Annotated in this window: 21 protein-coding genes; 12 read left to right on the forward strand and 9 right to left on the reverse strand. The window is 51.6% G+C overall.

The features are described from left to right. Positions 1–1280: 1280 nt before the first annotated feature. The 4 genes from SH467x_RS17465 to SH467x_RS17480 are packed head-to-tail and all read right to left on the reverse strand — an operon-like array spanning position 1281 to position 3168. Positions 1281–1970: an adenylate/guanylate cyclase domain-containing protein gene (locus tag SH467x_RS17465; protein ID WP_482368381.1), complete on the reverse strand. Its 690-nt coding sequence runs from the start codon at positions 1968–1970 to the stop codon at positions 1281–1283. After that, positions 1970–2224 carry a TIR domain-containing protein gene (locus SH467x_RS17470; protein WP_482368382.1) on the reverse strand — a complete coding sequence of 85 codons (255 nt, stop codon included), beginning with the start codon at positions 2222–2224 and terminating at the stop codon, positions 1970–1972. Before SH467x_RS17470 ends, SH467x_RS17465 begins: the two co-directional genes overlap by 1 nt. Before the next feature lies 1 nt (position 2225). Further along, entirely contained in the window at positions 2226–2882 is a 657-nt protein-coding gene (locus SH467x_RS17475) for a cyclic nucleotide-binding domain-containing protein (protein ID WP_482368383.1), read from the reverse strand. A gap of 52 nt (positions 2883–2934) precedes the next feature. Beyond that, on the reverse strand, positions 2935–3168 hold the full coding sequence (locus SH467x_RS17480; protein WP_482368384.1) for a DUF2188 domain-containing protein: 234 nt from the start codon (positions 3166–3168) through the stop codon (positions 2935–2937). 181 nt (positions 3169–3349) lie between these two features. On the opposite strand from SH467x_RS17480, the gene SH467x_RS17485 reads away from it, so the two are divergent. The 3 genes from SH467x_RS17485 (at position 3350) to SH467x_RS17495 (ending at position 5584) form a co-directional block, all read left to right on the forward strand. Further along, entirely contained in the window at positions 3350–4591 is a 1242-nt protein-coding gene (locus tag SH467x_RS17485) for a helix-turn-helix domain-containing protein (protein WP_482368385.1), read from the forward strand. Between the two features lie 28 nt (positions 4592–4619). Continuing rightward, positions 4620–5144, forward strand: a complete 525-nt coding sequence (locus tag SH467x_RS17490) for a PIN domain-containing protein (protein ID WP_482368386.1) — start codon at positions 4620–4622, stop codon at positions 5142–5144. Between the two features lie 296 nt (positions 5145–5440). Then, on the forward strand, positions 5441–5584 hold the full coding sequence (locus SH467x_RS17495; protein WP_482368387.1) for a hypothetical protein: 144 nt from the start codon (positions 5441–5443) through the stop codon (positions 5582–5584). A 213-nt stretch (positions 5585–5797) separates the two neighbouring features. On the opposite strand, the gene SH467x_RS17500 is transcribed toward SH467x_RS17495, so the two are convergent. Next, entirely contained in the window at positions 5798–6160 is a 363-nt protein-coding gene (locus SH467x_RS17500; protein ID WP_482368388.1) for a four helix bundle protein, read from the reverse strand. Positions 6161–6745: 585 nt separating this feature from the next. Here SH467x_RS17500 and SH467x_RS17505 point away from each other — a divergent pair. The 4 genes from SH467x_RS17505 (at position 6746) to SH467x_RS17520 (ending at position 13143) form a co-directional block, all read left to right on the forward strand. Continuing rightward, positions 6746–7321, forward strand: coding sequence for an ECF-type sigma factor (locus tag SH467x_RS17505; RefSeq protein ID WP_482368389.1), 576 nt, complete (start codon positions 6746–6748; stop codon positions 7319–7321). Between the two features lie 203 nt (positions 7322–7524). Next, positions 7525–8787: a hypothetical protein gene (locus SH467x_RS17510; protein ID WP_482368390.1), complete on the forward strand. Its 1263-nt coding sequence runs from the start codon at positions 7525–7527 to the stop codon at positions 8785–8787. Positions 8788–9228: 441 nt separating this feature from the next. Further along, positions 9229–12540 (forward strand): tetratricopeptide repeat protein, encoded by a 3312-nt coding sequence (locus SH467x_RS17515; RefSeq protein ID WP_482371390.1) that lies wholly within the window; start codon positions 9229–9231, stop codon positions 12538–12540. A gap of 450 nt (positions 12541–12990) precedes the next feature. Beyond that, positions 12991–13143, forward strand: coding sequence for a hypothetical protein (locus SH467x_RS17520; RefSeq protein ID WP_482368391.1), 153 nt, complete (start codon positions 12991–12993; stop codon positions 13141–13143). Positions 13144–13356: 213 nt separating this feature from the next. Here the strand turns inward: SH467x_RS17520 and SH467x_RS17525 are convergent, their stop codons facing one another. Further along, positions 13357–13719 (reverse strand): four helix bundle protein, encoded by a 363-nt coding sequence (locus tag SH467x_RS17525; protein ID WP_482368392.1) that lies wholly within the window; start codon positions 13717–13719, stop codon positions 13357–13359. A 339-nt stretch (positions 13720–14058) separates the two neighbouring features. Between SH467x_RS17525 and SH467x_RS17530 the strand changes: the two genes are divergently transcribed. Further along, positions 14059–15225: a DUF488 domain-containing protein gene (locus SH467x_RS17530; protein ID WP_482368393.1), complete on the forward strand. Its 1167-nt coding sequence runs from the start codon at positions 14059–14061 to the stop codon at positions 15223–15225. Between the two features lie 6 nt (positions 15226–15231). Beyond that, positions 15232–16026, forward strand: coding sequence for a hypothetical protein (locus SH467x_RS17535; RefSeq protein ID WP_482368394.1), 795 nt, complete (start codon positions 15232–15234; stop codon positions 16024–16026). A 471-nt stretch (positions 16027–16497) separates the two neighbouring features. Here the strand turns inward: SH467x_RS17535 and SH467x_RS17540 are convergent, their stop codons facing one another. Continuing rightward, on the reverse strand, positions 16498–16818 hold the full coding sequence (locus tag SH467x_RS17540) for a hypothetical protein (protein ID WP_482368395.1): 321 nt from the start codon (positions 16816–16818) through the stop codon (positions 16498–16500). Positions 16819–17273: 455 nt separating this feature from the next. On the opposite strand from SH467x_RS17540, the gene SH467x_RS17545 reads away from it, so the two are divergent. Together SH467x_RS17545 and SH467x_RS17550 are read left to right on the forward strand one after the other, a co-directional pair. Continuing rightward, entirely contained in the window at positions 17274–17828 is a 555-nt protein-coding gene (locus SH467x_RS17545) for a hypothetical protein (protein ID WP_482368396.1), read from the forward strand. Between the two features lie 217 nt (positions 17829–18045). Continuing rightward, on the forward strand, positions 18046–18576 hold the full coding sequence (locus SH467x_RS17550; protein ID WP_482368397.1) for a hypothetical protein: 531 nt from the start codon (positions 18046–18048) through the stop codon (positions 18574–18576). Positions 18577–19345: 769 nt separating this feature from the next. Here the strand turns inward: SH467x_RS17550 and SH467x_RS17555 are convergent. Further along, complete coding sequence (locus SH467x_RS17555; RefSeq protein WP_482368398.1) at positions 19346–20887, reverse strand: hypothetical protein; 1542 nt, start codon at positions 20885–20887, stop codon at positions 19346–19348. A gap of 60 nt (positions 20888–20947) precedes the next feature. Continuing rightward, on the reverse strand, positions 20948–22162 hold the full coding sequence (locus tag SH467x_RS17560) for a hypothetical protein (RefSeq protein ID WP_482368399.1): 1215 nt from the start codon (positions 22160–22162) through the stop codon (positions 20948–20950). On the opposite strand from SH467x_RS17560, the gene SH467x_RS17565 reads away from it, so the two are divergent. Further along, the gene (locus tag SH467x_RS17565) at positions 22143–22379 is read left to right on the forward strand and encodes a hypothetical protein (RefSeq protein ID WP_482368400.1); all 237 of its coding nucleotides are present in this window, start codon (positions 22143–22145) and stop codon (positions 22377–22379) included. The two genes, SH467x_RS17560 and SH467x_RS17565, sit on opposite strands and share 20 nt — an antisense overlap. Positions 22380–22441: the final 62 nt, after the last annotated feature.

A 22441-nucleotide genomic window follows, 5' to 3' on the forward strand; every position in this document is an offset into this window, starting at 1 on the left:
TATGCGACTTCACGTTCCGATTCCGAACCTACTGCCGGATTCCGAACCTACTGCTCGCAATCCAACGCGCGATGAAAGGTTCGAACTCTTGCTTTGGTCAAGCTCACAGTGTGGGGAGGATCATTCGCCACCACCGTCGCGTCCTCCGCTCACCACTAGTCGTGAGTATACGCACGAATGTAGCCGTTATGGTAGGACCGTCAAGCACTTGGACTGAATAGCCGCTGCCAACGGCGGTATCGATTCAACGGACCATCCGGTATTACCGTGGGGAGTGGGATTATTTCAGGGGAAAGGCCCCCACTGAAATGCAAGACATAGAGCTCTACCAACAGATACTTGGCCTAACCACTCCATGGACGGTCTCCGAAGTCAGTTCAATACCATCCTCGTTGGTCGCGTGCCTCGCGTGAAGTGTCCCGAGCATAGCGTCAAGTCGGTCGCTGTTCCTTGGGCCGATCGCCTCAAGGGCAGCAAACACTTTTTCCTTAGATCGATTGAAAACCACAGCGAGAAGCAAAGGGCTTGATTCGAGTCACTTTGCAAACTCTCTTCGGCGAGCCACTCTCTTCGGATCCAGGTCAGTGAAGAATTTCTCGCTACGGCGCCACGGCGCAAAGAAGAGAACCGAACGCGAGAGGAGGCGAGCATGCAGCCAACGCGTTGGAAGGCAAGCATTGTCAAATGCGCCTCGGCTTCCACTCCGCGATCCTCCGCGCCCTCCGCGGTTCGTACACCACTGAGTTCAAATAATAGCAGTAAGATTGAGAAGGTCTGGAAAGACGGCATCACCAATCTGCCAAAGAAGGGTTAACCGCGAAGACCGAAGAGGGCTGGGAATCCAGTTCTTCCTTCGGTCGTTACGAGCTTCCATTGCTAGGGAAAGTTACAGATATGGCCCACACCTGGATCTATCTGCAAAAAGGTTTCATGCAGCGTTGAACCTCTCGCCGTATTCTCTGGCGTGGGTAGAGGATTCTGCTACGGAACTGCAGTGGCTGACATCCGTTCTGGATGCGAAATCCTTTATAGAACGAACCGGCGGTGTCGCTTGCGCTCAACCGCCGGCTATAAGCTGCTATACCTTCGGCATTCTTGGGTCGGAACGAATCGAATCATTCCGAACCTCGGCAGGCCTGGAGACGAATGCCGCGCCGTAGAAGACGTTGCAATTGCCCAGTGGCGGTGCAAGACGGCGTCAGCGAAGTCGACGGACTTTTGGTAGACGAGAAGTTGCTCGAAGGCGAATGCCATAGTTCTCTCGGGCGGAGGAGAACGCCTCAGGGCTTCCAGGTCCAATTAGAACCGTAGATTATGAGTCCGTACTCATGCCATGTGAGTTGCGTCCACATGTTGTTTCCATTTGAACCAATTTTTGAGGTATCAGCGAGAAGTTTGTAAACATCGCTTGTGATAAGTGATGTATAGCCATTGTCAACATTCGAGAGCTTGGCTGCGTAATTTGCCGAACGGCCAACCCAGACAAGATCATTCGACCCTCTGATTCCCGTGCGTGCGACGAAAAGCGAGCTTGTGTCGATACCGACGACTTGCTTCAAGACAAACGCAGCATCTGGATACTTCGCCTTGATCTCCTCATTGATCATGATTTTCGCCCAATTGATCTGTAAGGCAGCCTTTGCCGCAGCAGAGTTCTTGCCGTCACCAATGAACACTGCCATTACTCTGTCGCCATCAAACGCCGTGATGGCCCCACCACAATTGCGAATCATCCTGCAAGCGGCCAAGAGGAAAGATTTGTAGATTTTGGCTGCGAACCAGTCCCTGTACCCATTCACCATCGCTGTAGATTCAGCCAAATCTGCGTAGAGCACGGTTCCGTCAAGCGTAACTGCGTCGTTTCCCAGCTTCACATCTTCAGCCTCAGGGACCTTCGTGCCAGCACGTGTAGTAAAGGTAGATGAAAGGATATCTTTCACCTCTTTTCGAACGTCTTCAGCGATTGCCACTACCTTACCCCTACAGACTTAATGACTTTGCGCAACTCAGTACAGATCGTTGCGACAGGCGCAGAAAGATCTTCTCCCGGATTTGAAACGTAAGTAATAGGAGACACACCCAGAAGGTCCGTTGGGATCTTGATATCTGCATGCTGGTCCTTGATGATGAACGAACGATTGCGATCAAGCCTACCCATGAACAGTCCAAGTTCGAAAATCACGTTATCCCGTGGCGCCTCATATGCTTCATGCCGACTAAACACTTTATCGTCTGGACCAAAAACGAATGCCGCAAAAAACTGAGGTGTCGACTTCTTTAATCAGGACATCAACAGGGATTCCACCAGGACCAAAAACTCCGGGCATACTCCAAGGTCGAACTGCAATTTTGTCATGCTTCAAACCCAGTTGTATTTCTTGCGCGACCGCCAAACCCTCCACAGAGGATCCGATAAAGAGGACTGGAATGCTGTTCGGTGCACGATGAAACTGGCTACGCTCTCGCAACCGATCGGCGATGATGATGGCAAGAGTTTTCCAAACGCGTGCATTGGTCGAAGTAATAGACTTGAATTGCGGTTCCGATATCCGAACCACAGTTAGTGGCGAAAGTGCGGAGACGGTTGCCGATCGACGCACGGAAGGATCAATCAAGGCCAACTCGCCAAAACTCTCTCGTGAAGATCGCGTCGCGATGTGCCGTGAGTTCACAAAAATTCCAACTTCACCATCAATGATGAAGTATGCATCATTGTCTGCATCGCCTTGCGTAATGATGTGCGTACCAGTTGGATACTCGGCAAGCTCACCAGCATCAGCCAACGCAGTCGCGAGAACCTCGTCGCCCTCCACTAGTCGCTGGGACCTGAGTGCCTCTATTAGGCGTATTCGTCCTTCCGATCCCTCAAAACGGGCTTTCATCGAACTCACCATCTAAATCACACTCCCAAGCGACTTGATCTTGATATTGCTCTTAGTTTTTTTGATCCTTCGGTGGACACGGGTCATTGCCGTAGCTGTCCTTGTCGCGAATCTGTCCATTGAGACGGTGAATCACCAACTCACTTTGATTCTGCTGAGCAACCTTGCGTCCGGCTTCTGACGCTGTTTGCTGGGTCCTGTGGTTGGATAGAGGTTTTTGGGTACCCTCTGTCTTTACCGCCCAACCGCGTCCGCTTGGAACCACATGCACATTCTTCTTCGCCATCGAAAAAACTCCTGGTTTTAAGGGCCACTAGCCAGGAATCGACCCACGACCGGCCGAAACCATGCTATCATTGTTGGATAATCGCACATAATTGTCAAGGTATTGCAAAAAAGTGTCGACCAGAGAATAATGGCCGTGGTAGGGGAGTTCCTCTGCAAGCCACCCAAAAAGGACGAGACCCATGCACAACGAACAACTCGCTCTAGCATCCAGGCTGAAGAACGCCCGTAAAAACGCGAACCTCACCCAAGATCAGGTTGCCCAAAGCCTCGCGCTCCAGCGTACGGCGATTGTTCAAATCGAAGCGGGAAACCGAGCCGTGAGCACTCTGGAATTGAGCAAATTGGCACAACTCTATGGTTGCCCAATCTCCAGCTTTTTCTCGAGCGACGTCACTCCGATCGAAGAAGATGCATTGGTAGCATTATTTCGAGCAACGCAAACGGAAGGTGACGGTGCCCCGTGGCAAGCGGAGGTTGCTCGATATCTTGAGATCTGTCGGGCTGGAGTCGAATTGGATCGGTTGTTGGATCGCCCACCGCACGCTGGTCCGCCATCGTATCAGTTGTCTCAACCGCAGAGCACTATGGAAGCTGTGGAACAAGGCGAGCTAGTGGCAGAAAATGAACGCCGCCGGTTGAGCCTTGGACATAATCCAATTGCTGACATGGCCGAGCTCATCAATGGACAAAACATCTGGGCATCCGGAGCCGTATTGCCAGATGAAATGTCCGGCCTGTTTTTGCATCACAGCTCGATCGGTTTGTTCATTCTGGTGAATTTCGATCATCCTCGGGCACGAAAACGTTTCTCGTACGCGCACGAATATGCTCACGCACTGTTAGATCGTGGAGCGACTGCAACCGTTTCAATTGCTGCTGACAGAAGGAAGCTGACTGAGGTCAGGGCTAATGCTTTTGCTGCTTCTCTCCTGCTCCCGAGAACGGGCGTTTACGCCTTCCTAGAATCGCGGTTTAAGGCTAGCCCAAGTGTATTTGACCAAGCAGTATACGATCCGATGGCAGAGGAAGATCGCGGTGAAGTAAAGGCTTCTCGCCGAGCAGCCGCCTTTTCCCAAGTCCTTACCTTTGAAGACGTGGCCGCACTTTCACACCATTTCGGCGTGAGCTATCAAGCCGCTCTATTTAGATTGAAGAGCTTAGCCATCGTGAATGCACCCGAGTTTGAGGAACTGCGAGAAAAGGAGAACCTTGGCTTGCGGTTCCTAGAATTGTTGGAGCTGTGGGACGATCTGTATGGCAAAGAAACCCGCTCTCCAGACCGAGAACTCATTAGTCAGGTCGTTCACCTTGCAATGGAAGCTTTCCGAAGAGAAGAAATCTCGTCCGGGAAAATGAGGGATCTGAGCAAATTGCTTGGAGTGCCCTCAAAAGAACTGCTTCAATTGGCAGAGGCTACTTGATTCCTCGTTACGCCAAGGATGAGCAGCGATGACCACAAGCGTTGTCATTACCGACACGAGCGTGCTGATCAACTTCTTAGTGCTCGATCAGCTTCATGTACTCTCTCAACTGACAGAATTTGATTTCTCCGTGACTGAGCATGTTCGCGCGGAGATCACGGAGCATTTTCCAGAGCAGCTTCAACGGCTAAACGCTGCATTCGAAGCTGGCTCAATCAACGAGATCTGTGTGACCGACATTGTCGAAGTTCGGCTTTTCGCAGAACTGACAACCCAAGGTCTTGGCATCGGCGAGTGTTCGGCGGTAGCTGTCGCGTTGAATCGAGGGATCAGGATTGCGATCGATGACAAGCGAGCAATTAAGAAGATACGTCGACTTGGCTACAACCTAGACACGATAAGCACTTCGGAGCTTACTGTCTGCCTGATCAAAGCAGCTATTCTTACCGTCGAAGAGGCCGACAACTTCAAGAAGATCTGGGAAGAGGAATATCGATTCAAACTACCATTCAGCAGTTTCGCCGAGTTTATCGAGCCAAAGTCGAGCGAGTAGTTCGAATCTAGCTGCTGCGTCAGGCTAACGTATCACCAGTCTCCTTCCTCAAGAGCCGCCCATTTTCCACGAAAAAATTCGCATTCGGGCCTAACATGGTGCCGTTCGCAAGGCGACTTTCTTAGTTTATCGCTGGCCTCCAGTTAAAATCACTTCACCAATCCAAATAGCCTTTCCCCGGCTAGCTAAAGATATGGGGACCCCCAAGAAATCCAAAAAACGCATTCCTCCAGCAGAGCGCAATTCGCTCAGGCAATCCTGCCTGGGCGCAATGCGTTAATGCAAAGGAGTGCGTTATGAAAACTTGGGTGGACGACCTCCCGGTAGCAAATAGTAAGGAAGAGATTGAGTTCATCTTGTTGCTCGTCCAACACGCAGTGGCAATTTTCGCGATCTATGTGACCGTGATTATGATCGCCGTGTACTTGTTGCTACTTTAGGTTGTCGGGCTTCCTTTCGGGGAAGCCATTTTTCCAAAACAAATTCCTTCAACCGCAAGTACTCTGAATCACAGGCCGTCTGACCTCACCGAGTAACTCTGCTTTTCCCGGCAGGCTAAACATAAGGGAAACCCTTCGTTTTTGAACCGCAAATAGCCACCCATGCAGCCGCCATTCGACACGCCCGCCAATTCCGGCGGGTGTGCCGAGTTTTTACGTTTCACGGTTATCAAGTCCATTGATCAAGCCCGATAGCATGCGAGAAATTTCTTCGAGTTGTGATTTGAGTTCAGCGTGCTTGGACTCGTCGATCAAGCCTCGACGCTTGGCGAGCTCGAGTTGGGGGACGCATTCTTGGACGGAGCCTCGTGCAATGCCGAAGAAGTGTTTGCGATCTGCTTTGGTGAACCGGCCGTTGCCCTCGGCGATGTTTGATGAGATAGACAACGCGGCGCGGTTGAGTTGATCGACGAGGAATCCGTAGCCGCGTTGAAATTGTTCGGTGGCGGTGCAGACTGCGTCAGCGAAGTCGACGGATTTTTGGTAGACGAGAAGCTTCTCGAAGGCGATTGCCATAAGTCTCTCGGGCGGAGGAGAAGGGATGGTCTAGGAGTGACCGATTAGATGGGGCGTTAGATTGCAGCAATCGTGTTTGAGCGGGCCGCGGTTTTAGAAAGTAGAGAGTGGTGAGTAGACCGAGTCGAGAGGGAGAAAGAAGATTTGGTAGTTGGATCGGTGCGAGGAGTGCGATGCAAACCTACTCCGACCCTGTTTTTCTACTATCTACTTTCTCCCCTCGACTCTCTATTCGCCGAAGGCGAATCGGGGTGACAGGACACCAGTTGAACTTTTTTCTCGAGGGGTTGTTGAGTTGCAAACATCGCAACCTCAGGTCTGCCGCGATGTTGTGTCAGCACTTGCCTAATCCGTTTCGCGTAAACGAGCCCGATTGTTTCAAGATTCGCGCACACCAGGGTGCGAAACTTCGGCCAGTTTGTTTGCCCCGCAACCTGATCCGGTCTAGGTGACCAGAGCGAATTAACTTGCGATTCGTAACGGGCCATGAAAACCGGAAGTTCACCGACCTGAATTCGGCGGCAAACAATTGATCGAGCTGCTAGAATCATACCCTTCGATCCTCCCCAATAAAAAGAATTGCCCATGTCAGACGTTACTCGCATCTTGTCGCAAATGGAATCGGGTGATCCGACGGCAGCGGAACAATTATTTCCCCTGGTGTATCAGGAGTTGAGAAGGCTTGCCAAAATTCGTATGGCCAGCGAACGCGCTGATCATTCGCTGCAAGCAACGGGATTGGTACATGAAGCATACTTGCGTTTGGTGGACATCGACGTTGCTCAGCATTGGGATTCTCGTGGTCATTTCTTCACAGTCGCTGCAGAAACGATGCGTCGAATTCTGATTGACAATGCCCGACGTAGACGCCGCGCCAAGCATGGAGGGGACTTTCATCGCGAGAGTCCTGATGTTCTTGATGAGCTGGTGGCGTCGCTTCCAGACCAAGATCTGCTCGCATTGGATGAGGCCATGGAGAAATTGGCGATTCAGGATGAATCAGCCGCTCATCTGATCAAACTTCGCTTCTATGCGGGCTTGAGCATGCCTCAAATCGCACAAGCTCTTGGTCGCTCTTTGCGATCCATTGAACGGGAATGGCGATACGCTCGAAGTTGGTTGCATCGCGAAATCTCCGCAAAAGACACGCCCGTCACGTGATTTCGAAAAATCGAGTGAGATTCTTGGCGGGGTTGGGGTGGCAGCATCGCATTCCTATGTAGAGACGCTGCAATTCAGACAATCGAATGTAGTTGGCACACTACGAGTTACGCCCGCTGTCCGCATTCTTTCGACTCCGATCACAATCGTCTCTGTTCACCGAATGATGTATCCGCACCTTTCACGCAAACGAGGAAACAACGATGCGACAGAAGCCACAATCCCTTTCGTGCTTTACTCTAGCCCTCCTGACTCCTAAAAATCAGCATGTGCAACACGAACAAGGAGAATTGAGACCTTTTTCAATTCGATCTGCCCCATCCAGCCCAAGGTTTTTGCAATCAAGAGGCCGATTCATCTTCACGGCCGCCATGATTTGTTTGATGATTCTGACAACTCCAGTCAAAGGGCAATCGGGAAAACCGAAACAGCCTCCGTTACCGCCGGTTCGGTATCAGGTTCAATTGTGGATGGTTCCAGGCGCCACGAATTACGATGTCACCGATACGAACAATCAACGCCAGACGGTTGGTTCGGTGGGTGTCGACCTAGACGGCAACGGAGTGGCTGACGGTAGCCACGGATTCTTCTACGACCCAGACTTAGACCTGGATATTGGACTTGACCTGAACGATGTCGTCGCGGGAATTCCTGCTGGTTGGTACATTAGAAAGGCAACAGCCGTTAACGAAGTCGGACACATCACTGCTCACATTGAACCAACTGCTAATATGACAGGGAGCAACAGTCTGTCTGTGCTTCAAGCGGTCGTCATCGATATGAACCAGGTCCCGCCAAGCCTGCAAGTCATCCCAGATCGAGCTTTCACGGTTTATTCAGTCGCAGGAGATATTAATGACCTGGGGTACGTAATGGTTCGTTATAAAAAAGTCGATGGTACTTGGGGGCACTACGTTTACGACGTCTACGACACCGACCCGTCAACTGCGATCGACGACTTGGGGGTTTCGGCGGCTGGAGCGGCTGATCCGAAAATCAACAATGCCGGCGTCATTGTTGGGCAGCTTAGCAACGGTAACGGTTATCGCACATCCCTAAGTGGTGGATATGCTACGTTGAACGGACTACTTCCGTATGCAATCAATGAGAACAGCGCGTTCTGCGGTAGTGCTACGGTAACGACTACGAAGCCGCGTGGTACGGCGAATTATGCATTCGTGTACGATTCCTCACTAACCTTGAATAAGATCGCCAACACCGCCACTGACCTGAATGAATCGCTGGACTCCGTCGTTTTTTACTATTGGCTGAATCACCGGACATTTGGCAATCTGAACATTAAAGATTTGCTCGACCCGAGTGATCCAAATTCCAGCCTTATAGCCCCTAGTTGCAGAACGATGACAGATCGTAACCCTGTGACAAACTTTCCTCTTTTAGGTGGATACACGACTATCGGCGGAATTTCTATGGGAGTTCACTTGATTCCTGTACCTGCTCCATAGGGAACAGTCGCAAACAAGAATGCCGTTCGAACGATACTCGCGGCGGCATTCCGAGTGGAAAAATGATCGCTGCAGTCTACTAAAATACCTCCCGGCGGCTTTGGTGTTCCGATCTATCGTGGTCTTCGTTGAGTCTTCAAAATGAAAAGCGATGATAACGTCAAATCGTTGTTCTTGAGCTTAATCGATCTAGCAACCGAGTCGGAGCGGATGGCTTTCTTGGACGAACATTGCGGAAGCAATAGTGCACTTCGGCAAGAGCTCGAAGCATTGTTGCAGCACGACCGTGAGGGAGGGAGCTTCCTAGCCAAGCAAGCTTTTGCGACGCAGGCCCATCTTGCAGATGAGCATTTCTCTGACAGTATTCCTTGCCATCGCGAACAGTTAGGTACTGTCATCGCTGGAAAGTACACACTTGCAGAAACGATTGGTGAGGGAGGAATGGGTTCCGTTTGGAGGGCCAAGCAGTCGGAGCCTGTGAAGCGTTTCGTAGCGGTCAAGCTCATTAAGGCAGGGATGGATTCCAAACAGGTGGTGGCTCGCTTTGATGCCGAGAGGCAAGCCCTCGCGCTGATGGATCACCCGAACATTGCCAAGGTGCTCGATGGAGGACTGCATGATGGGCGACCGTACTTTGTGATGGAATTGGTCAAGGGTGTTCCGATCACGGAGTACTGCGATCATGAAAAGCTTACACCACATCAACGTCTCGAACTTTTCGTCTCTGTCTGTAACGCCATCCAGCATGCGCACCAGAAGGGAATCATCCACCGTGATATAAAACCGTCGAACGTCCTAGTCGCCATGTACGACGACCAGCCTGTGGTGAAGGTGATTGACTTCGGCGTGGCCAAGGCAACAGGCGGCAACTTGACCGAAGCGACTATCGATACCGGATTCGGTAGCGTGGTCGGAACCCCTCAGTACATGAGTCCAGAACAAGCGACTTTCAATAATCTGGACATCGATACACGTTCCGATGTGTATGCTCTTGGTATCTTGCTCTATGAACTCCTCGCTGGCAGTACACCATTTTCCGCAAAGGAACTGCAACAGAAAGGCCTGCTGGAAATTCTGAGAGTAGTGCGAGAGGAGGAGCCGCCCCGACCTTCGACGAGACTCAGCACCGCCAACGCTCTCCCGTCCCTCTCCGCTCAACGCGGCACGGAACCCAAGAAGCTCGCAGGGCTTTTGCGCAACGAGCTTGATTGGATTGTGATGAAGGCACTGGAGAAGGATCGTAAACGCAGATATGAAACCGCCAACGGCTTCGCAGCAGATGTACAACGCTATCTAGCGGGCGAACCTGTTCAGGCCCATCCGCCCAGTAGAACATATCGACTCAGTAAGTTCGTGCGGCGAAACCGAGTGCAGGTAATGGCGGGGGCGGCTGTGTCCCTGGCACTAGTTGCCGGGGTCGTTGGCACGCGATGGCAGGCAATCGAAGCCGAGCAGGCACGGGCAGGTGAAGCCAAGCGGGCCGAGGCAGAGAGGGACGCCAGGGAAGAGGCGGTCAAAAACCTCACCTTCGCAAAGAAGGGCAACGAGATCCTCGGCTCTATCTTCAAAGGACTTAACCCGAAGGCGAACTTCACCACGGTCGGAGAGCTGACCCAGGCATTAAAGGACAGCTTGAATAAGGCCGTTCGAGAATTGGAAGGCTCTGCTATCGGTGACCCGCTTGTTGTGGCGGAAATGCAGGACACACTGGGTGAATCGTTGTTGGGTTTGGGGGATGCGGAGCAAGCAATACTCTTATTCGAAAAAGCTTCCGAGACCCGAAAAAACAAGCTAGGGATTAACCACGCCGACACGCTCAAAAGCATGAATGACCTTGCAGTAAGCTACCTGGGAATCGGGAGGCAAGATCTTGCTATGCCGATCTTCGAGGACATTCTGAAGCTCAGGAAGGCCAATCTTGGGGCTGATCACTCCGCCACACTCAAAAGCATGGGCAACTTGGCAACGGGCTACAGCGCCGCGGGGAATCAAGATCTGGCCCTGCAGCTTAGCGAGGAAACACTGAAGCTTTCAAAAACGAAGCTGGGGACCGACCACACCACTACGCTTCAAAGCATGAATAACTTGGCGATGGACTACCTGAACGCCGGGAAGCTGGAACTCGCGCTTCCACTTTTTGAGGAAACCCTAAAGCTCCGTACCGCCAAGTTGGGTGCGGACCACACCCAAACACTTCGAAGCATGAACGATCTAGCCGAATGCTACAGGGACGCGGGGAATTTGAAACTCGCACTGCCGCTCTTAGAGAAAACCTTAAGGCTTCGGAAGGCTAAGCTAGGGGACCAACACCCAGACACGCTCAGCACCATGGACAGTCTCGCAGGGAGTTACGAGGGCGTGGGGAAGCTGGATCTTGCACTGCCGCTTTTTGAGGAAGTCCTGAAGCTTCGGAAGACCAAACTGGGTGACGATCACCCCCAAACGCTCATCAGCATGAACAACTTGGCAAATGGCTACCGCTATGCCGGGAAACTGGATCTTGCCATGAAGCTCTTGGAGGAAACCCTCAAGCTCAGTACTGCAAAGCTGGGTGCCAACCACCCCGCCACGCTCACCAACATGAACAACTTGGCACAATGCTACAGCGATGCCGGGAAACCGGAAATAGCCCTGCAGCTCCACGAAGAAACTTTACGACTCGCAAAGGCTAACCTTGGCGTAGACCATCCTCATACGCTGAGCAGTATGGGCAGCGTAGCAGAAGGCTACAGGGTCGTTGGTAAGCTCGATCTTGCGCTTCCGCTTTTGGAGGAAACCTTGAAACTCAAAAAGGTCAAGCTGGGGTTCTACCACCCCAGCACGCTCAACAGCATGAACAGCCTCGCGTTGTGCTACCAAGCCGACGAGAAGTTGGATTTGGCACTGCCGCTCTACACGGAAACACTGAAACTTCGTATTGAAAAGCTGGGCGCAGACCACCCCGATACACTCCAAAGCATGAACAACCTTGGATTTGGATACCATGCCGCAGGTCAGCTGGATTTGGCTCTGCCACTTTACGAGGAAACCCTGAAGCTCAAGAAGACTAAGATGGGAGAAGACCACCCCGCTACGCTCAGCAGCATGAACAATTTGGCGGAGGGTTATAAGGCCGCTGGTAAGCTGGATTTTGCCCTGCAGCTCCACGAAGAAACCCTAAAGCTCCGTATTGCCAGGATGGGGGCCGACCACCCGAACACACATGACAGCATGATGAACCTGGGAGCCACTTACTCAACGCTCAAACAGGGGGAGAAGGCAGCAGCGATTTTGAAAGCGTTAGTCTCGCATCAACGAATTCGTAACCCCAAAGACGATTCTCGTTTTGCCAGGCTGCTCGCCCAAGTATCGAACGAACTGCTGACGTGCGGTCAATTCGCCGATGCCGAAGAGTTGCTCCGCGAATGCTGGGAAATCCGGAATAGAAAAGAACCTGACGTCTGGTCTACGTTCAACACGATGTCGCAGCTCGGTGGGGCGCTGCTTGGCCAGAAGGAATATGCCGAGGCCGAGTCGTTGTTGGTGAAGGGCTACGAAGGAATGAAGGAACGCGAAGAAAAGATTCCGCCGAAAGGAGCCGTCCGACTCCCTGCATCCCTCGATCGACTAATCGAGTTCTACACCGCAACGAACAAGCCGGAAAAGACTGCCAAATACCAATATCTGCGAGCAATGTATCCAACAACGACGGAAGTTTCATCAATTCCCAAAGGCACAAATAATTTGCCAATTAACTCTAACTCCACACAATAACGAGACTTGCCCTTCCAACTCTCGTGAAGTGCTTGCGGAAGGGTACTTCATGTGCACGAGGTCACGTTGGACGGTTCACGTTGAGCAATACGGCTTTCACAAATTATTAGCATCAGTTTGGCGAAACTTGCGATGCATCCCCATAGTTTTCCAATTTGCAGCTAGGTTTATGGTGTCCCTAAGCATGTTCTAAGGTGTAGCAAATAACCCTCAGCTATTGACCAACCTATCTAATCACGGGCGATGTTGGTGCCGACGAAGGTGCCGTTTTCTTTTCGCTACAGACAATTGAAATAGAATATTCGTAAGCAGATCCAATTAGCTTTTCCCCGGCTAGCTAAAGATATGGGGACCCCCAAGAAATCCAAAAGACGCATTCCTCCAGCAGAGCGTATTTCGCTCAGGCAATCCTGCCTGGGCGCAATGCGTTACGTAACATGGAGATGCGTTATGAAGACCTGGAAAACCTGGTGGTGTGACATACCAATCGTCGGCAGCAAGGACGAACTCGAGTTCTTGTTGGCACTCATCCAGCATGCTGTTTCGATTTTCCTGATCTATTGCACGATCTGGGGAATCGCGGTGTACTTGTTGCTACTTTAGGTTGTCGGGCTTCCCTTCGGGGGAGCCATTTTGAAACAACTCTCTCGCTCTCCAAGAGCGATTGCCAAATTCGTCACCACGCCCCATCGACCCAATTCTGCTTTTCCCGGCAGGCTAAACATAAGGGAAACCCTTCGTTTTTGAACCGCAAACAGCCACCCATGCAGCCACCATTCGACACGCCCGCCAATTCCGGCGGGTGTGCAGAATTTTTTATGTTTCGCGGTTCTCGAGTCCATTGATCAAGCCCGATAGCATGCGAGAGATTTCTTCAAGTTGGGATTTGAGTTCGACGTGCTTGGACTCGTCGATCAAGCCTCGACGCTTGGCGAGCTCGAGTTGGGGGACGCATTCTTGGACGGAGCCTCGTGCAAGGCCAAAGAAGTGTTTGCGTTCGGCTTTCGTAAATTGCCCGTTGCCCTCGGCGATGTTCGAAGAGATGGATAGCGCGGCACGATTGAGTTGATCGACGAGGAATCCGTACCCGCGTTGAAATTGCTCGGTGGCGGTGCAGACTGCGTCAGCGAAGTCGACGGACTTTTGGTAGACGAGAAGCTTCTCGAAGGCGAATGCCATAGTTCTCTCGGGCGGAGGAGAAGGGATGGTCTAGGAGTGACCGATTAGATGGGGCGTTAGATTGCAGCAATCGTGTTTGAGCGGGCCGCGGTTTTAGAAAGTAGAGAGTGGAGAGTAGACCGAGTCGAGAGGGAGAAAGAAGATTTGGTAGTTGGATCGGTGCGAGGAGTGCGATGCAAACCTACTCCGACCCTGTTTTTCTACTATCTACTTTCTCCCCTCGACTCTCTATTCGCCGAAGGCGAATCGGGGTGATAGGATTCGAACCTAAATCGAATTCCGAGCTAAGTACTTTGCCCAACGAATCTTGCGGTTTTTCGCATCCCTCGGGCGCTGCAAATGCGCTGCAAGTCCGTTGCACTTCCTGTCCTAAGCGGGCAACAACTGACCCTCAGCTCCAAACCATCATCTCCGCATGGCCTTCGCTATCGGACCAAGCTAAGCTCCAAATCCTCGGTGTCCTCGCGGCTGATTTCGTTCAAAGGCTTCCTAGCTCTTCAGCTCGCTGAATCCAATCGAATTCACCCTGAACTCAAACAGAGCTGGCTATCGATCAAGGGAGCCCCTCCATTATCTGGCTTCTTTGATCTTTTCCATCGTATGTTCCCTTGCTATACCAAGGCTCTCGAAACAAACTTCGCGGGTACCCCAAACATGCTCAATCGTCAAAAAGTCCTGCTTTCAATGCTCGAACAAGCAGACCGACCGGTCGGCCGAATTGAGCTTATGAAATGGGCTTTCTATTTGAAGGAAGCAACGCCTTCGAAAGGTGGGGATTCGTTCTATGACTTTTTACCCTACCACTTCGGGCCTTTCTCGTTTGCCCTATACCAGGAAGTCGGCAAACTCGAAGAGCAAGGCTACGTCGTTTCATACGACGACAACCATTGGAAAATCGGCTCGAACAAGCCAATCAAACCACCCAAAGAGATCGCCATCGATGCAAAAAAAGCGGTCAACGCTCTTTCGCATCTATCGGTGGATAACCTGCTGGATCAGATCTACTCTCGCTTTCCTTACTACACGATGAACAGCAAGCGACAAAAGCTTGCTAACAGACCTAGTGCTAGGGAAGGGATCTACACTTCGGGATACGAAGGACTAAGCATCGATTCGTTTCTCAATAGACTGATCGAGAACGGCATCCAACGCCTCATCGACGTTCGCCGAAACCCAATTGCACGGCGTTATGGCTTCCATAAGTCGACGCTCAAAAGGCTGGCAGAAACGCTCGGTATCGCTTACGTCCATTTTCCCGAACTCGGAATACCCTCGGAATTAAGACAAAGCCTTGAAACCCAGGATGACTACGACCGATTGTTTCAGAAGTACAAGCTCACGACTCTTGCTACGGAAAAAAATGCAATCGAGTCGGCTGCTACCTTATGTTCAGAAATCCCGTCGGTCCTGGTTTGTATGGAGGCGAAGCCAAGCTGCTGTCATCGAAGTCACCTCGCAACCGAAATAGCCGCACAATTAAAACTTCCTGTTACCCATTTGAAGTAATAGATCGTGAGTCCACAGGCACGCTCCAAAGTTTTGATTCTTGTAATGACCTACCCGTTGCCGTCCCGCAGTCACCAAGAGTTGGTGTGCACGGCTGGAATCACCGAAGACTTGGAATGGGTTCGACTTTATCCAATCGACTACCGTTATCGCCCGCCCGAGCAACAGTTCCATAAGTACCAATGGATTGAGGTTGAACTTGAGCCCAAGGGGGCAAAGAATGATGCCCGAAAGGAAAGCCGTCGCCCAAACCTCGATTCGATTCAGCTTATTGGGAAGCCCATCCCTTCCAAAAACGAATGGCGAGCGAGGCGCGACTACGTTGACCGACTGCCCCATTTCACTCGGCTTCAATTAGCAGAACAGTACGCTCGCGATAAAACGTCGCTTGGGATCGTGCGACCTACGCGAATCCTAGACTTAGATATTCGACCCGCTGACAAAGAATGGAAGCCTGAGTGGAAGAACCTCTTTGAGCAAATGACACTCTTTGGACCGCAGCAAAAGCCATTACGCAAGATTCCCTTCACGTTTCACTATGTTTTCGAATGCGAAGATAGTGCCAAACCACACGTCGCGATGTGCGAAGACTGGGAGCTCGGAACCCTCTTTCTCAAAGAGTCTGAAAGGTTAGGCTCGGACGAAGCTGCGGCGAAAAGCGTAAAAGAGAAGTTTTTTGGGGAGCTGTGTCGGTCTGATAAGGATACAAGGTTTTTTATGGGAACCTATTTCCCATATAACGTATGGCTAGTGCTCGGGGTTTTTTGGCCGCCAAAATCAATTCAACCTACGCTCTTCTAGCACCCGTATTTCAACTGCTTCAACTCGAAAACGGTACACCCGGCTTTGCGGATGCGTAGCTCCACATGGTACACTCACTGGGAGGTCGAGGGTTACCGTGGACATAAATATACAGCTACCTCACAAATTGGCCGCGATACTTAAAGAGCGTGCCAACCGAACTGGTGCATCCGTTGAGTCCATCGTCATCCAGACTCTCACGGAACAGCTCTCTGAACTCACACCACCAAACAGCCAGGCAACAGCTGATGAGTTCTCTGCCAGTTTACGCGACTGGGCAAACAAGTTTCCCAAACTCAACCATGCCATCGAGGACGGCCGAGATTCGATCTATTCGGGCCGAGGTGTATAAGAGTTCTGAGCGAGACTAAGGTCATCAATCGCGCCACGCAGCAGAATCTATCTTTTCAGCCGACCATCGACTCCCTTGAATACCAACAGAGATCGTTGCCGGTGCGAAATTCGACTGACTCATCCAATCGCGATCTGCGCGTAGCTGTTTCCCCCACCCGCGACGACGACCACGAAGGCTCGCCCCGGTGGTAAGGGTACCGATAGGTTCGCTTCCGCTGTCTCCGATGTTGTCGCTAGGACTCTTTTGGCGGTCGCGAAGTCGACGACACATAGAAAAGTAGGGGTCGCTTGATCCTTCGTGTAACGGGCGATCACTTCTGGGATCTCATGCTTGGGAACGCCGTGGGCCTCCAGCGTCGAATACGTAAGTAGTTTGCCCACCGGATCAGTCATTTCGACAATAAGCCCCACCGGATCCTTTAAGCCCGACTGCTTCATCCGACGCGCAATATCCTCTCCGTTAAACCGCAAAAGGTGCCGCCTATGCTCCATGGAATTCTTACTAAGTCCCGGATCCATCACTTTTAACTCCTGAACCGTCCACTTCTGTTTCTCTGAGGCCGTTATGCCGACTTCAAGCAAGATGTGACATCAACGCTACCGTCCTAGACCCCACCCATTTCCTCCCACCACAGTAGCCACCCACCAAGTTCTCGCAATCGCCGATGCAGTTCACATGCTCGGGGCGTTGCCCCGAACCCCAGGATTTTTGGGGCATGGCTCTGGATCAAAGTCTCTCGTTTTGTGGGGGAGAAAATTCTTCTGTTTTTTCGTGCGCCTTTTTCAAAATGCCCTGCCTCACGTCACTTAAGTTGTGAGCGGCTCGACTTGCTGAGAATTGCTCGGTGTTGATGGGTTTCAGCACCTTCCCCCACATCACGAGGAAACCGATTATGACCACGGCGGCTGAAGATATGGCACGGCAATGCGAATTGCGAAAACGGAGGCTCATCGTTTCCGTGCTTACCGAGAGCACCGTCTGGCCTGTTACCCTCGCAGAGAATAATGCAGCGACTGAGCATCGCTTTCTCCGTGTCACCGAGGGTGAAACCGAAGCACTATTTGAACTTCTGGATGAGCTGCCCGCCATCCAGTTTCGTAGAGTCTACTCGCTGAGCGACTACGAATTGCTTCGTAATACGTTTTCAAAGGCAAGCAGGTTGATCTCGAACCCTAGCCCGGCTCACGAGTCGTGCCCAGATTGCTGGGAAGCAAGCCCCGCCATCGCGGTACGTCACTGTTTCGAAAGCCCAACTCCGTCGACCGGCGTTCTTTATCGGTTTCCTGCCTGCGGAGCATCGGAGTGTTTCTTTCCTCAGTTGGAGGAGACGCTTTCCTTCCTTCGAAGCAATTTGGTGGATGCCTTCGTGGTATGGCTACCACGCTATCTCCAAGAGGAAGAGGTCTCGCTTTCCGCCGAACAAGGGGCTCAAAGCGAATCGGAATAATGGGAGGCTCGCCGGAAAGGGAGATGAATTGCAAAAAACTCCTCTTTCCTTTGCAAAAAACACTTCGCCACGTCACTAAAACACTGAGAGGTCGCAGCCACAGGCGATACGCCGTGCGAAAAGGGTAGTTCCCTCGAAGCATCGGCAGCGACCCAACGCCCAGATCACGAGCGATTGAAATCCTTTTTTTACTACTTGGATAGAAAGGTTGGTTCGCATGCGTCGTCAGCTATTAACTACTTCGCCGGACGCGGAAGGCCAGTCGGCCAGCACCCTCCTAGGGAATGGGCCACCCGATGAGATCGTGAGAGATTCTCAAAACAAGGCCGCGCAACCGCAAGGATTCGGGACGGCTATGCCTAACTGTGATGGTTTCGCTAGCGTAGATGCAATGAATCGTTTGAACTGCGTTGAAGATCGCCCGGTTTACGGAGAGAAAGATACCGAGTTCGTGAATTCCGTTTTGCACGAGGCGGTGATGACCTGGTCATTCACTCCTAAAAAAGCTCGACATCGTTGCGAGCTTTGCTGGGATGTTGCTCCAGCGATCGCACTCCGAGCCGAGGCGAAGGATTCGTCTGTTACGACCGTCATCATCCACAAGACGAACGGTTGCGGTGATTTGCAGCTCGTTCTGCATGATATCGAGGAGAAGATCGCCTTTCTCCGAAGCCGTGGACTCGGCGCGTTTCTTATTTGGGTCAATAACTGCCATTCAGCATTCGGCAGAGTGTGCGACCTGAATTAAGTCAACCTTGATGGACGGCCGCAATCCAAAATATCCCTCGGAAAAACAGGGCGCAGCAGGGGAGGGGAAACCTTCCACCTGCTGCCCGAAGATGAGACTTCGACCCTTTCGACCTAGCTATTCCTGGGTAGTTGCGTCCCCGCAGAGCTACTTGCGCTTCACTAGGCACCATTACTTTTTCCATACACCAACTGCTTATGCAAACCTTTCCACCGCGAATCCCCCCTGAGTTCCAATCAGCTTTTGTCGACGGGGGGTACAACGACGTTCAAATCTGTAAAAAGATTGACCTGATTGATCTCTCCAAATACCAGGTCGGGCGCGAGCTTCTACGGGTGTCCAAGCTCAACTTAGGGGATCTTCCTATTCACCGGCCAGTCACTATCGCCATTCTTGCGCTCCTATTGGAGCGGTACCAACTTTGCCGTTCTACGCATAAAATCTACACGTCATTCTTACCTGTTGTTTTCAGCTATCTCCGCCATCCGCAACATCGACTTTGCATTCGAGGATACATACACCGATTCGAAGGGATCGAGGGCTGGAATGCAGGATTCGATGCACTTGTGGAAACTGCCCGCGTTCACAGTCTGCTCGCGAAAGAGTCGCAATCTGAATTTTAAGGCGAAGATTGTCCGGATCGGTAATTAACGCCTAAAGGAAATCGTAAATGCCCAATTTGTGGTTCTGTTCAATGGACGCCGATACTCGCAACTTGCCATGAAATCTTCCCGTATTGCACACAAATGATGTGAGACCTTCGTGAAGCTTATGCTCCGAAGGGGCGGAGCATGAACTCGTATCGCCCAGGGCGGACGTCGGCATGGATGAAGATTGGGATCCCGGCTTGAAACGCTCGCTCAGTAAAGGCGAAATCATCGGCCAAATACAGTGGGTTGGGATGGCCATCGACAATCATCGGTTTGAAGTAGGGGATGAAGCCGAGCCCATTGGCAGTTTTCTGATTACATAACGCGAGTTCGTTGGTCGGAGCTAACGTATCGAAAGCGATGCGGTGGGTATAAAGAAAGCTACAACTCGTTCTCCTGACTTGTATCGGGCAACGCGTAGCAGCGTCGAGTGAGTTCGACTGCTGTTCCATGGGTTCGAAATCAAACGGACTCGAACTGCTACTATTCAATAGGCCTCCAACGATTGGCCGTTGCAAGGATTGAAGCTTTTCGACATCGGAAAGTTCAAATGACAGGTTTGAATCGATCCAAAAAATATGCTCAAACCCGTCCTCTAACGCTTGGCAGACCGAAGAGCTACGTCCAGTATCGATAGCAGAGGCTCCTGTTAGTCGCCGTACCCGAATACCAGCCAACTCAAGGCTACGAAGAGATGACTCAAATTGAGGACCTTGCATTCCCATCATGCGAATGAACGCAACGGACCTTCTATCTTCACGAACATCGGTCGAGAACAAAGGTGTGCAAAGCTTCTCCCAACCCTCAATGCTAGTTGGCAGCTCGATTCTGGGAATATTAGCGGGTTCGAACCCCCAGTTTCGCGATGGAGCACCAGTGTACTGGTCAAGGATACGAAGATGGGAGGTTGGGACTTTTCGTTGGCTCTGGTTTTGCTTTGAGTCGGCTGAGGGCAACGGATTTAGCGTATCTACTTCGAGATAATCCTTCAGATCATGGAGTGTTTCGATCTCATTAAGACTCTCAAAACGAAGCGTTCGAAGCCCCAGCCCCGCCGGGGGTGTTGCAAAATCGTTTGCTTGCCGCTGCCAGTGCTTAGCGAATGCACTTACCGTAAGTGCACTACCACCCGACCGTTCAACCATCACGCCACTTCGAAAGTAGGCTTCGTAGGAATCGATTGGAGATCTCAGTAATGCTACCGCTTTCAACTTTGGAAAAATCCAATTGAGGAGTCTCGCATCGGTTACAGACCAGCGCCATTCGGAAATTCCCCAGCGAGCGTCGTTCGGATGTGCTACGGAAGGCGTAAAGAGTTGAACCAAAAACCTTTGCAAGCGCGTGCGTAGTCGCGTCGCATCCTTTCGCGAGACACCTTTCGATCCATGAGACCGAACATGGGAGCAAACTGTCTTCCAGATTGGCCCGAGGAAATCTCTTGGACCATAAGGTTCCTCCCAAAACGAAATGGAACTGCTGAGGCAAGCCACGAGCTCGCGTGCTCCCGATTCCACCCCTGTAGCGAGAATCAGAACTGGCTGGCTCGAATCGAATTCTAGAACGTCGGTTTTGATTTGAACCAATGTTTCCAGGCATTCAAGATTGTTATGGCCGACTCGGTCGCTACCAATCAATTCAGAGTCGGGTTCAGAAAGATTCATGGAGTGAGTGTCTAGGATCAGCGGAGCTATCGAGTTTCGGGAAGTGCATAGACAAAGAGATCATAGGTCGAGGCTAAAGCTAGAAAACTGCTTACGATCCATTCCCACATCTTCCCAGGTGAAGGAATACTTTCCGATATGGCCAAGGCGAATCGACGTATCCACGAGAGTCGCAAAACCACAATTCTTGGCTCGCTCGACGAACGCGTAGTCTTCCGCCATGTACCAATTCCCATCCTCGGTTGGGACTATTTCGGGTAAGAAGAACGGAATCACGTTTTCACCTCCCATGGTACGACACTCCGTCAATTCATAGTGTCGTGCTATGGCGTCATAAACATCCCGATGCGTCAGCAGAAAACCGGTTCCCGTCTTGTCCACATCCAGGAGACCACCGTCCACTCCAAGATGGATTCGTTTCGTTCGGCGGTGAAAAATCGTCGCGAAGCTACGCTGACCTTTTTTGGCAACGATTCCCCCGACCAGTGGCAAACCCCACGAACGAATCTGGTCCACCGCATCGGGATGAAAGGACATGTCATCATCAATCCACATCAGTTCCTCGAATCCATCCCGCAGCGCTTGGGTTGCTAAGATGTTTCTGGCCAAATCCACCGCAGGAATCCCTCCAAGCCTTCTCACAACATAGCCTCGTTCTTCTAGCTGCCGCAGTGATTGTTCGCATTCTGGTTCAATCGAATGGAGGTGAGGGACTAGAATTACGCACTTTCCGCGACGATCACGCGTGGAAATTGGCGAAGATACCGACTCTGGTTTAAGCGATGCTTTCGCACCCACCCCCAACGAGTACCGATAGGCTACCCTTGGACTAGGCGTTGTCGACGTTGGAAACAATTCGCTACGAACCGGACCCGTCAGCTTCTGAAATGCTTGTGCAATAAGCTCAAGATCTTTGGGAACAAGGTGCGAGAAGGATTCTCGAATCGCCCCAGCAATGGACTCTTCGATAAGCTCCCTTCGGAATTCGCAAGGTGTCAATCGTTGTAACCTTTCCTTGCTCTTCGGGTGCGATAGCTCGCTCCATACAAGCACTAACGCATCGATCGGCTTCGCTCGCTTCCAAGTATCAATAACCCACGCCGTCCAGGATGATAGAAAGGCACGAGTGCAAGACTCCGTTGAGTCTCCGCCACACGATTGCTCCCTCCAGCGTGCCAACGCCGCTTCGGGGCCATCTAAGATGACAATGCACTTAGAGTTGGGGTAAAGCCAACGGAAGAAGTAGCCGTGGTCGATGGACCAGTTTGTGCTCATCGCTCCCCATTCCGTTCCATGCGATGCGTTTGATCTCAGACGCTCCCTCACTTCGTCCTCCACCCAGTTCCTGCAACTACTTGCCAAGCTAGCAGTGCTTGGAAAGAAACCATTGGTTGTCGCATTTGCTCTCGCAGATCGCTCGGCACTGCTTGGCAGAGACTTGGGTGGTAATTGCTCGGGACTGGGCCAATGCGGTGTGAACATTCGCAAGTAGTCTGCGAGCGCATCGATTGGACAAGAGGGCTCTTGCGAAAAGCTTGCTATGGGTTCGGGGAA

It is taken from the genome of Brakhagea slesvicensis, assembly GCF_052161625.1.
GTDB lineage: Bacteria > Planctomycetota > Planctomycetia > Pirellulales > Pirellulaceae > JBKCUI01.

Coding starts and splice junctions, on each gene's coding strand:
- SH467x_RS17545 (WP_482368396.1), top strand. CDS start 17,274: ATGACCACGGCGGCTGAAGATATGGCACGGCAATGCGAATTGCGAAAA.
- SH467x_RS17550 (WP_482368397.1), top strand. CDS start 18,046: ATGCGTCGTCAGCTATTAACTACTTCGCCGGACGCGGAAGGCCAGTCG.
- SH467x_RS17565 (WP_482368400.1), top strand. CDS start 22,143: ATGGACCAGTTTGTGCTCATCGCTCCCCATTCCGTTCCATGCGATGCG.
- SH467x_RS17515 (WP_482371390.1), top strand. CDS start 9,229: ATGGGTTCCGTTTGGAGGGCCAAGCAGTCGGAGCCTGTGAAGCGTTTC.
- SH467x_RS17505 (WP_482368389.1), top strand. CDS start 6,746: ATGTCAGACGTTACTCGCATCTTGTCGCAAATGGAATCGGGTGATCCG.
- SH467x_RS17495 (WP_482368387.1), top strand. CDS start 5,441: ATGAAAACTTGGGTGGACGACCTCCCGGTAGCAAATAGTAAGGAAGAG.
- SH467x_RS17490 (WP_482368386.1), top strand. CDS start 4,620: ATGACCACAAGCGTTGTCATTACCGACACGAGCGTGCTGATCAACTTC.
- SH467x_RS17540 (WP_482368395.1), bottom strand. CDS start 16,818: ATGAAGCAGTCGGGCTTAAAGGATCCGGTGGGGCTTATTGTCGAAATG.
- SH467x_RS17500 (WP_482368388.1), bottom strand. CDS start 6,160: ATGGCAATCGCCTTCGAGAAGCTTCTCGTCTACCAAAAATCCGTCGAC.
- SH467x_RS17530 (WP_482368393.1), top strand. CDS start 14,059: ATGCGCTGCAAGTCCGTTGCACTTCCTGTCCTAAGCGGGCAACAACTG.
- SH467x_RS17525 (WP_482368392.1), bottom strand. CDS start 13,719: ATGGCATTCGCCTTCGAGAAGCTTCTCGTCTACCAAAAGTCCGTCGAC.
- SH467x_RS17480 (WP_482368384.1), bottom strand. CDS start 3,168: ATGGCGAAGAAGAATGTGCATGTGGTTCCAAGCGGACGCGGTTGGGCG.
- SH467x_RS17510 (WP_482368390.1), top strand. CDS start 7,525: ATGCGACAGAAGCCACAATCCCTTTCGTGCTTTACTCTAGCCCTCCTG.
- SH467x_RS17555 (WP_482368398.1), bottom strand. CDS start 20,887: ATGAATCTTTCTGAACCCGACTCTGAATTGATTGGTAGCGACCGAGTC.
- SH467x_RS17485 (WP_482368385.1), top strand. CDS start 3,350: ATGCACAACGAACAACTCGCTCTAGCATCCAGGCTGAAGAACGCCCGT.
- SH467x_RS17520 (WP_482368391.1), top strand. CDS start 12,991: ATGAAGACCTGGAAAACCTGGTGGTGTGACATACCAATCGTCGGCAGC.
- SH467x_RS17560 (WP_482368399.1), bottom strand. CDS start 22,162: ATGAGCACAAACTGGTCCATCGACCACGGCTACTTCTTCCGTTGGCTT.
- SH467x_RS17475 (WP_482368383.1), bottom strand. CDS start 2,882: ATGAAAGCCCGTTTTGAGGGATCGGAAGGACGAATACGCCTAATAGAG.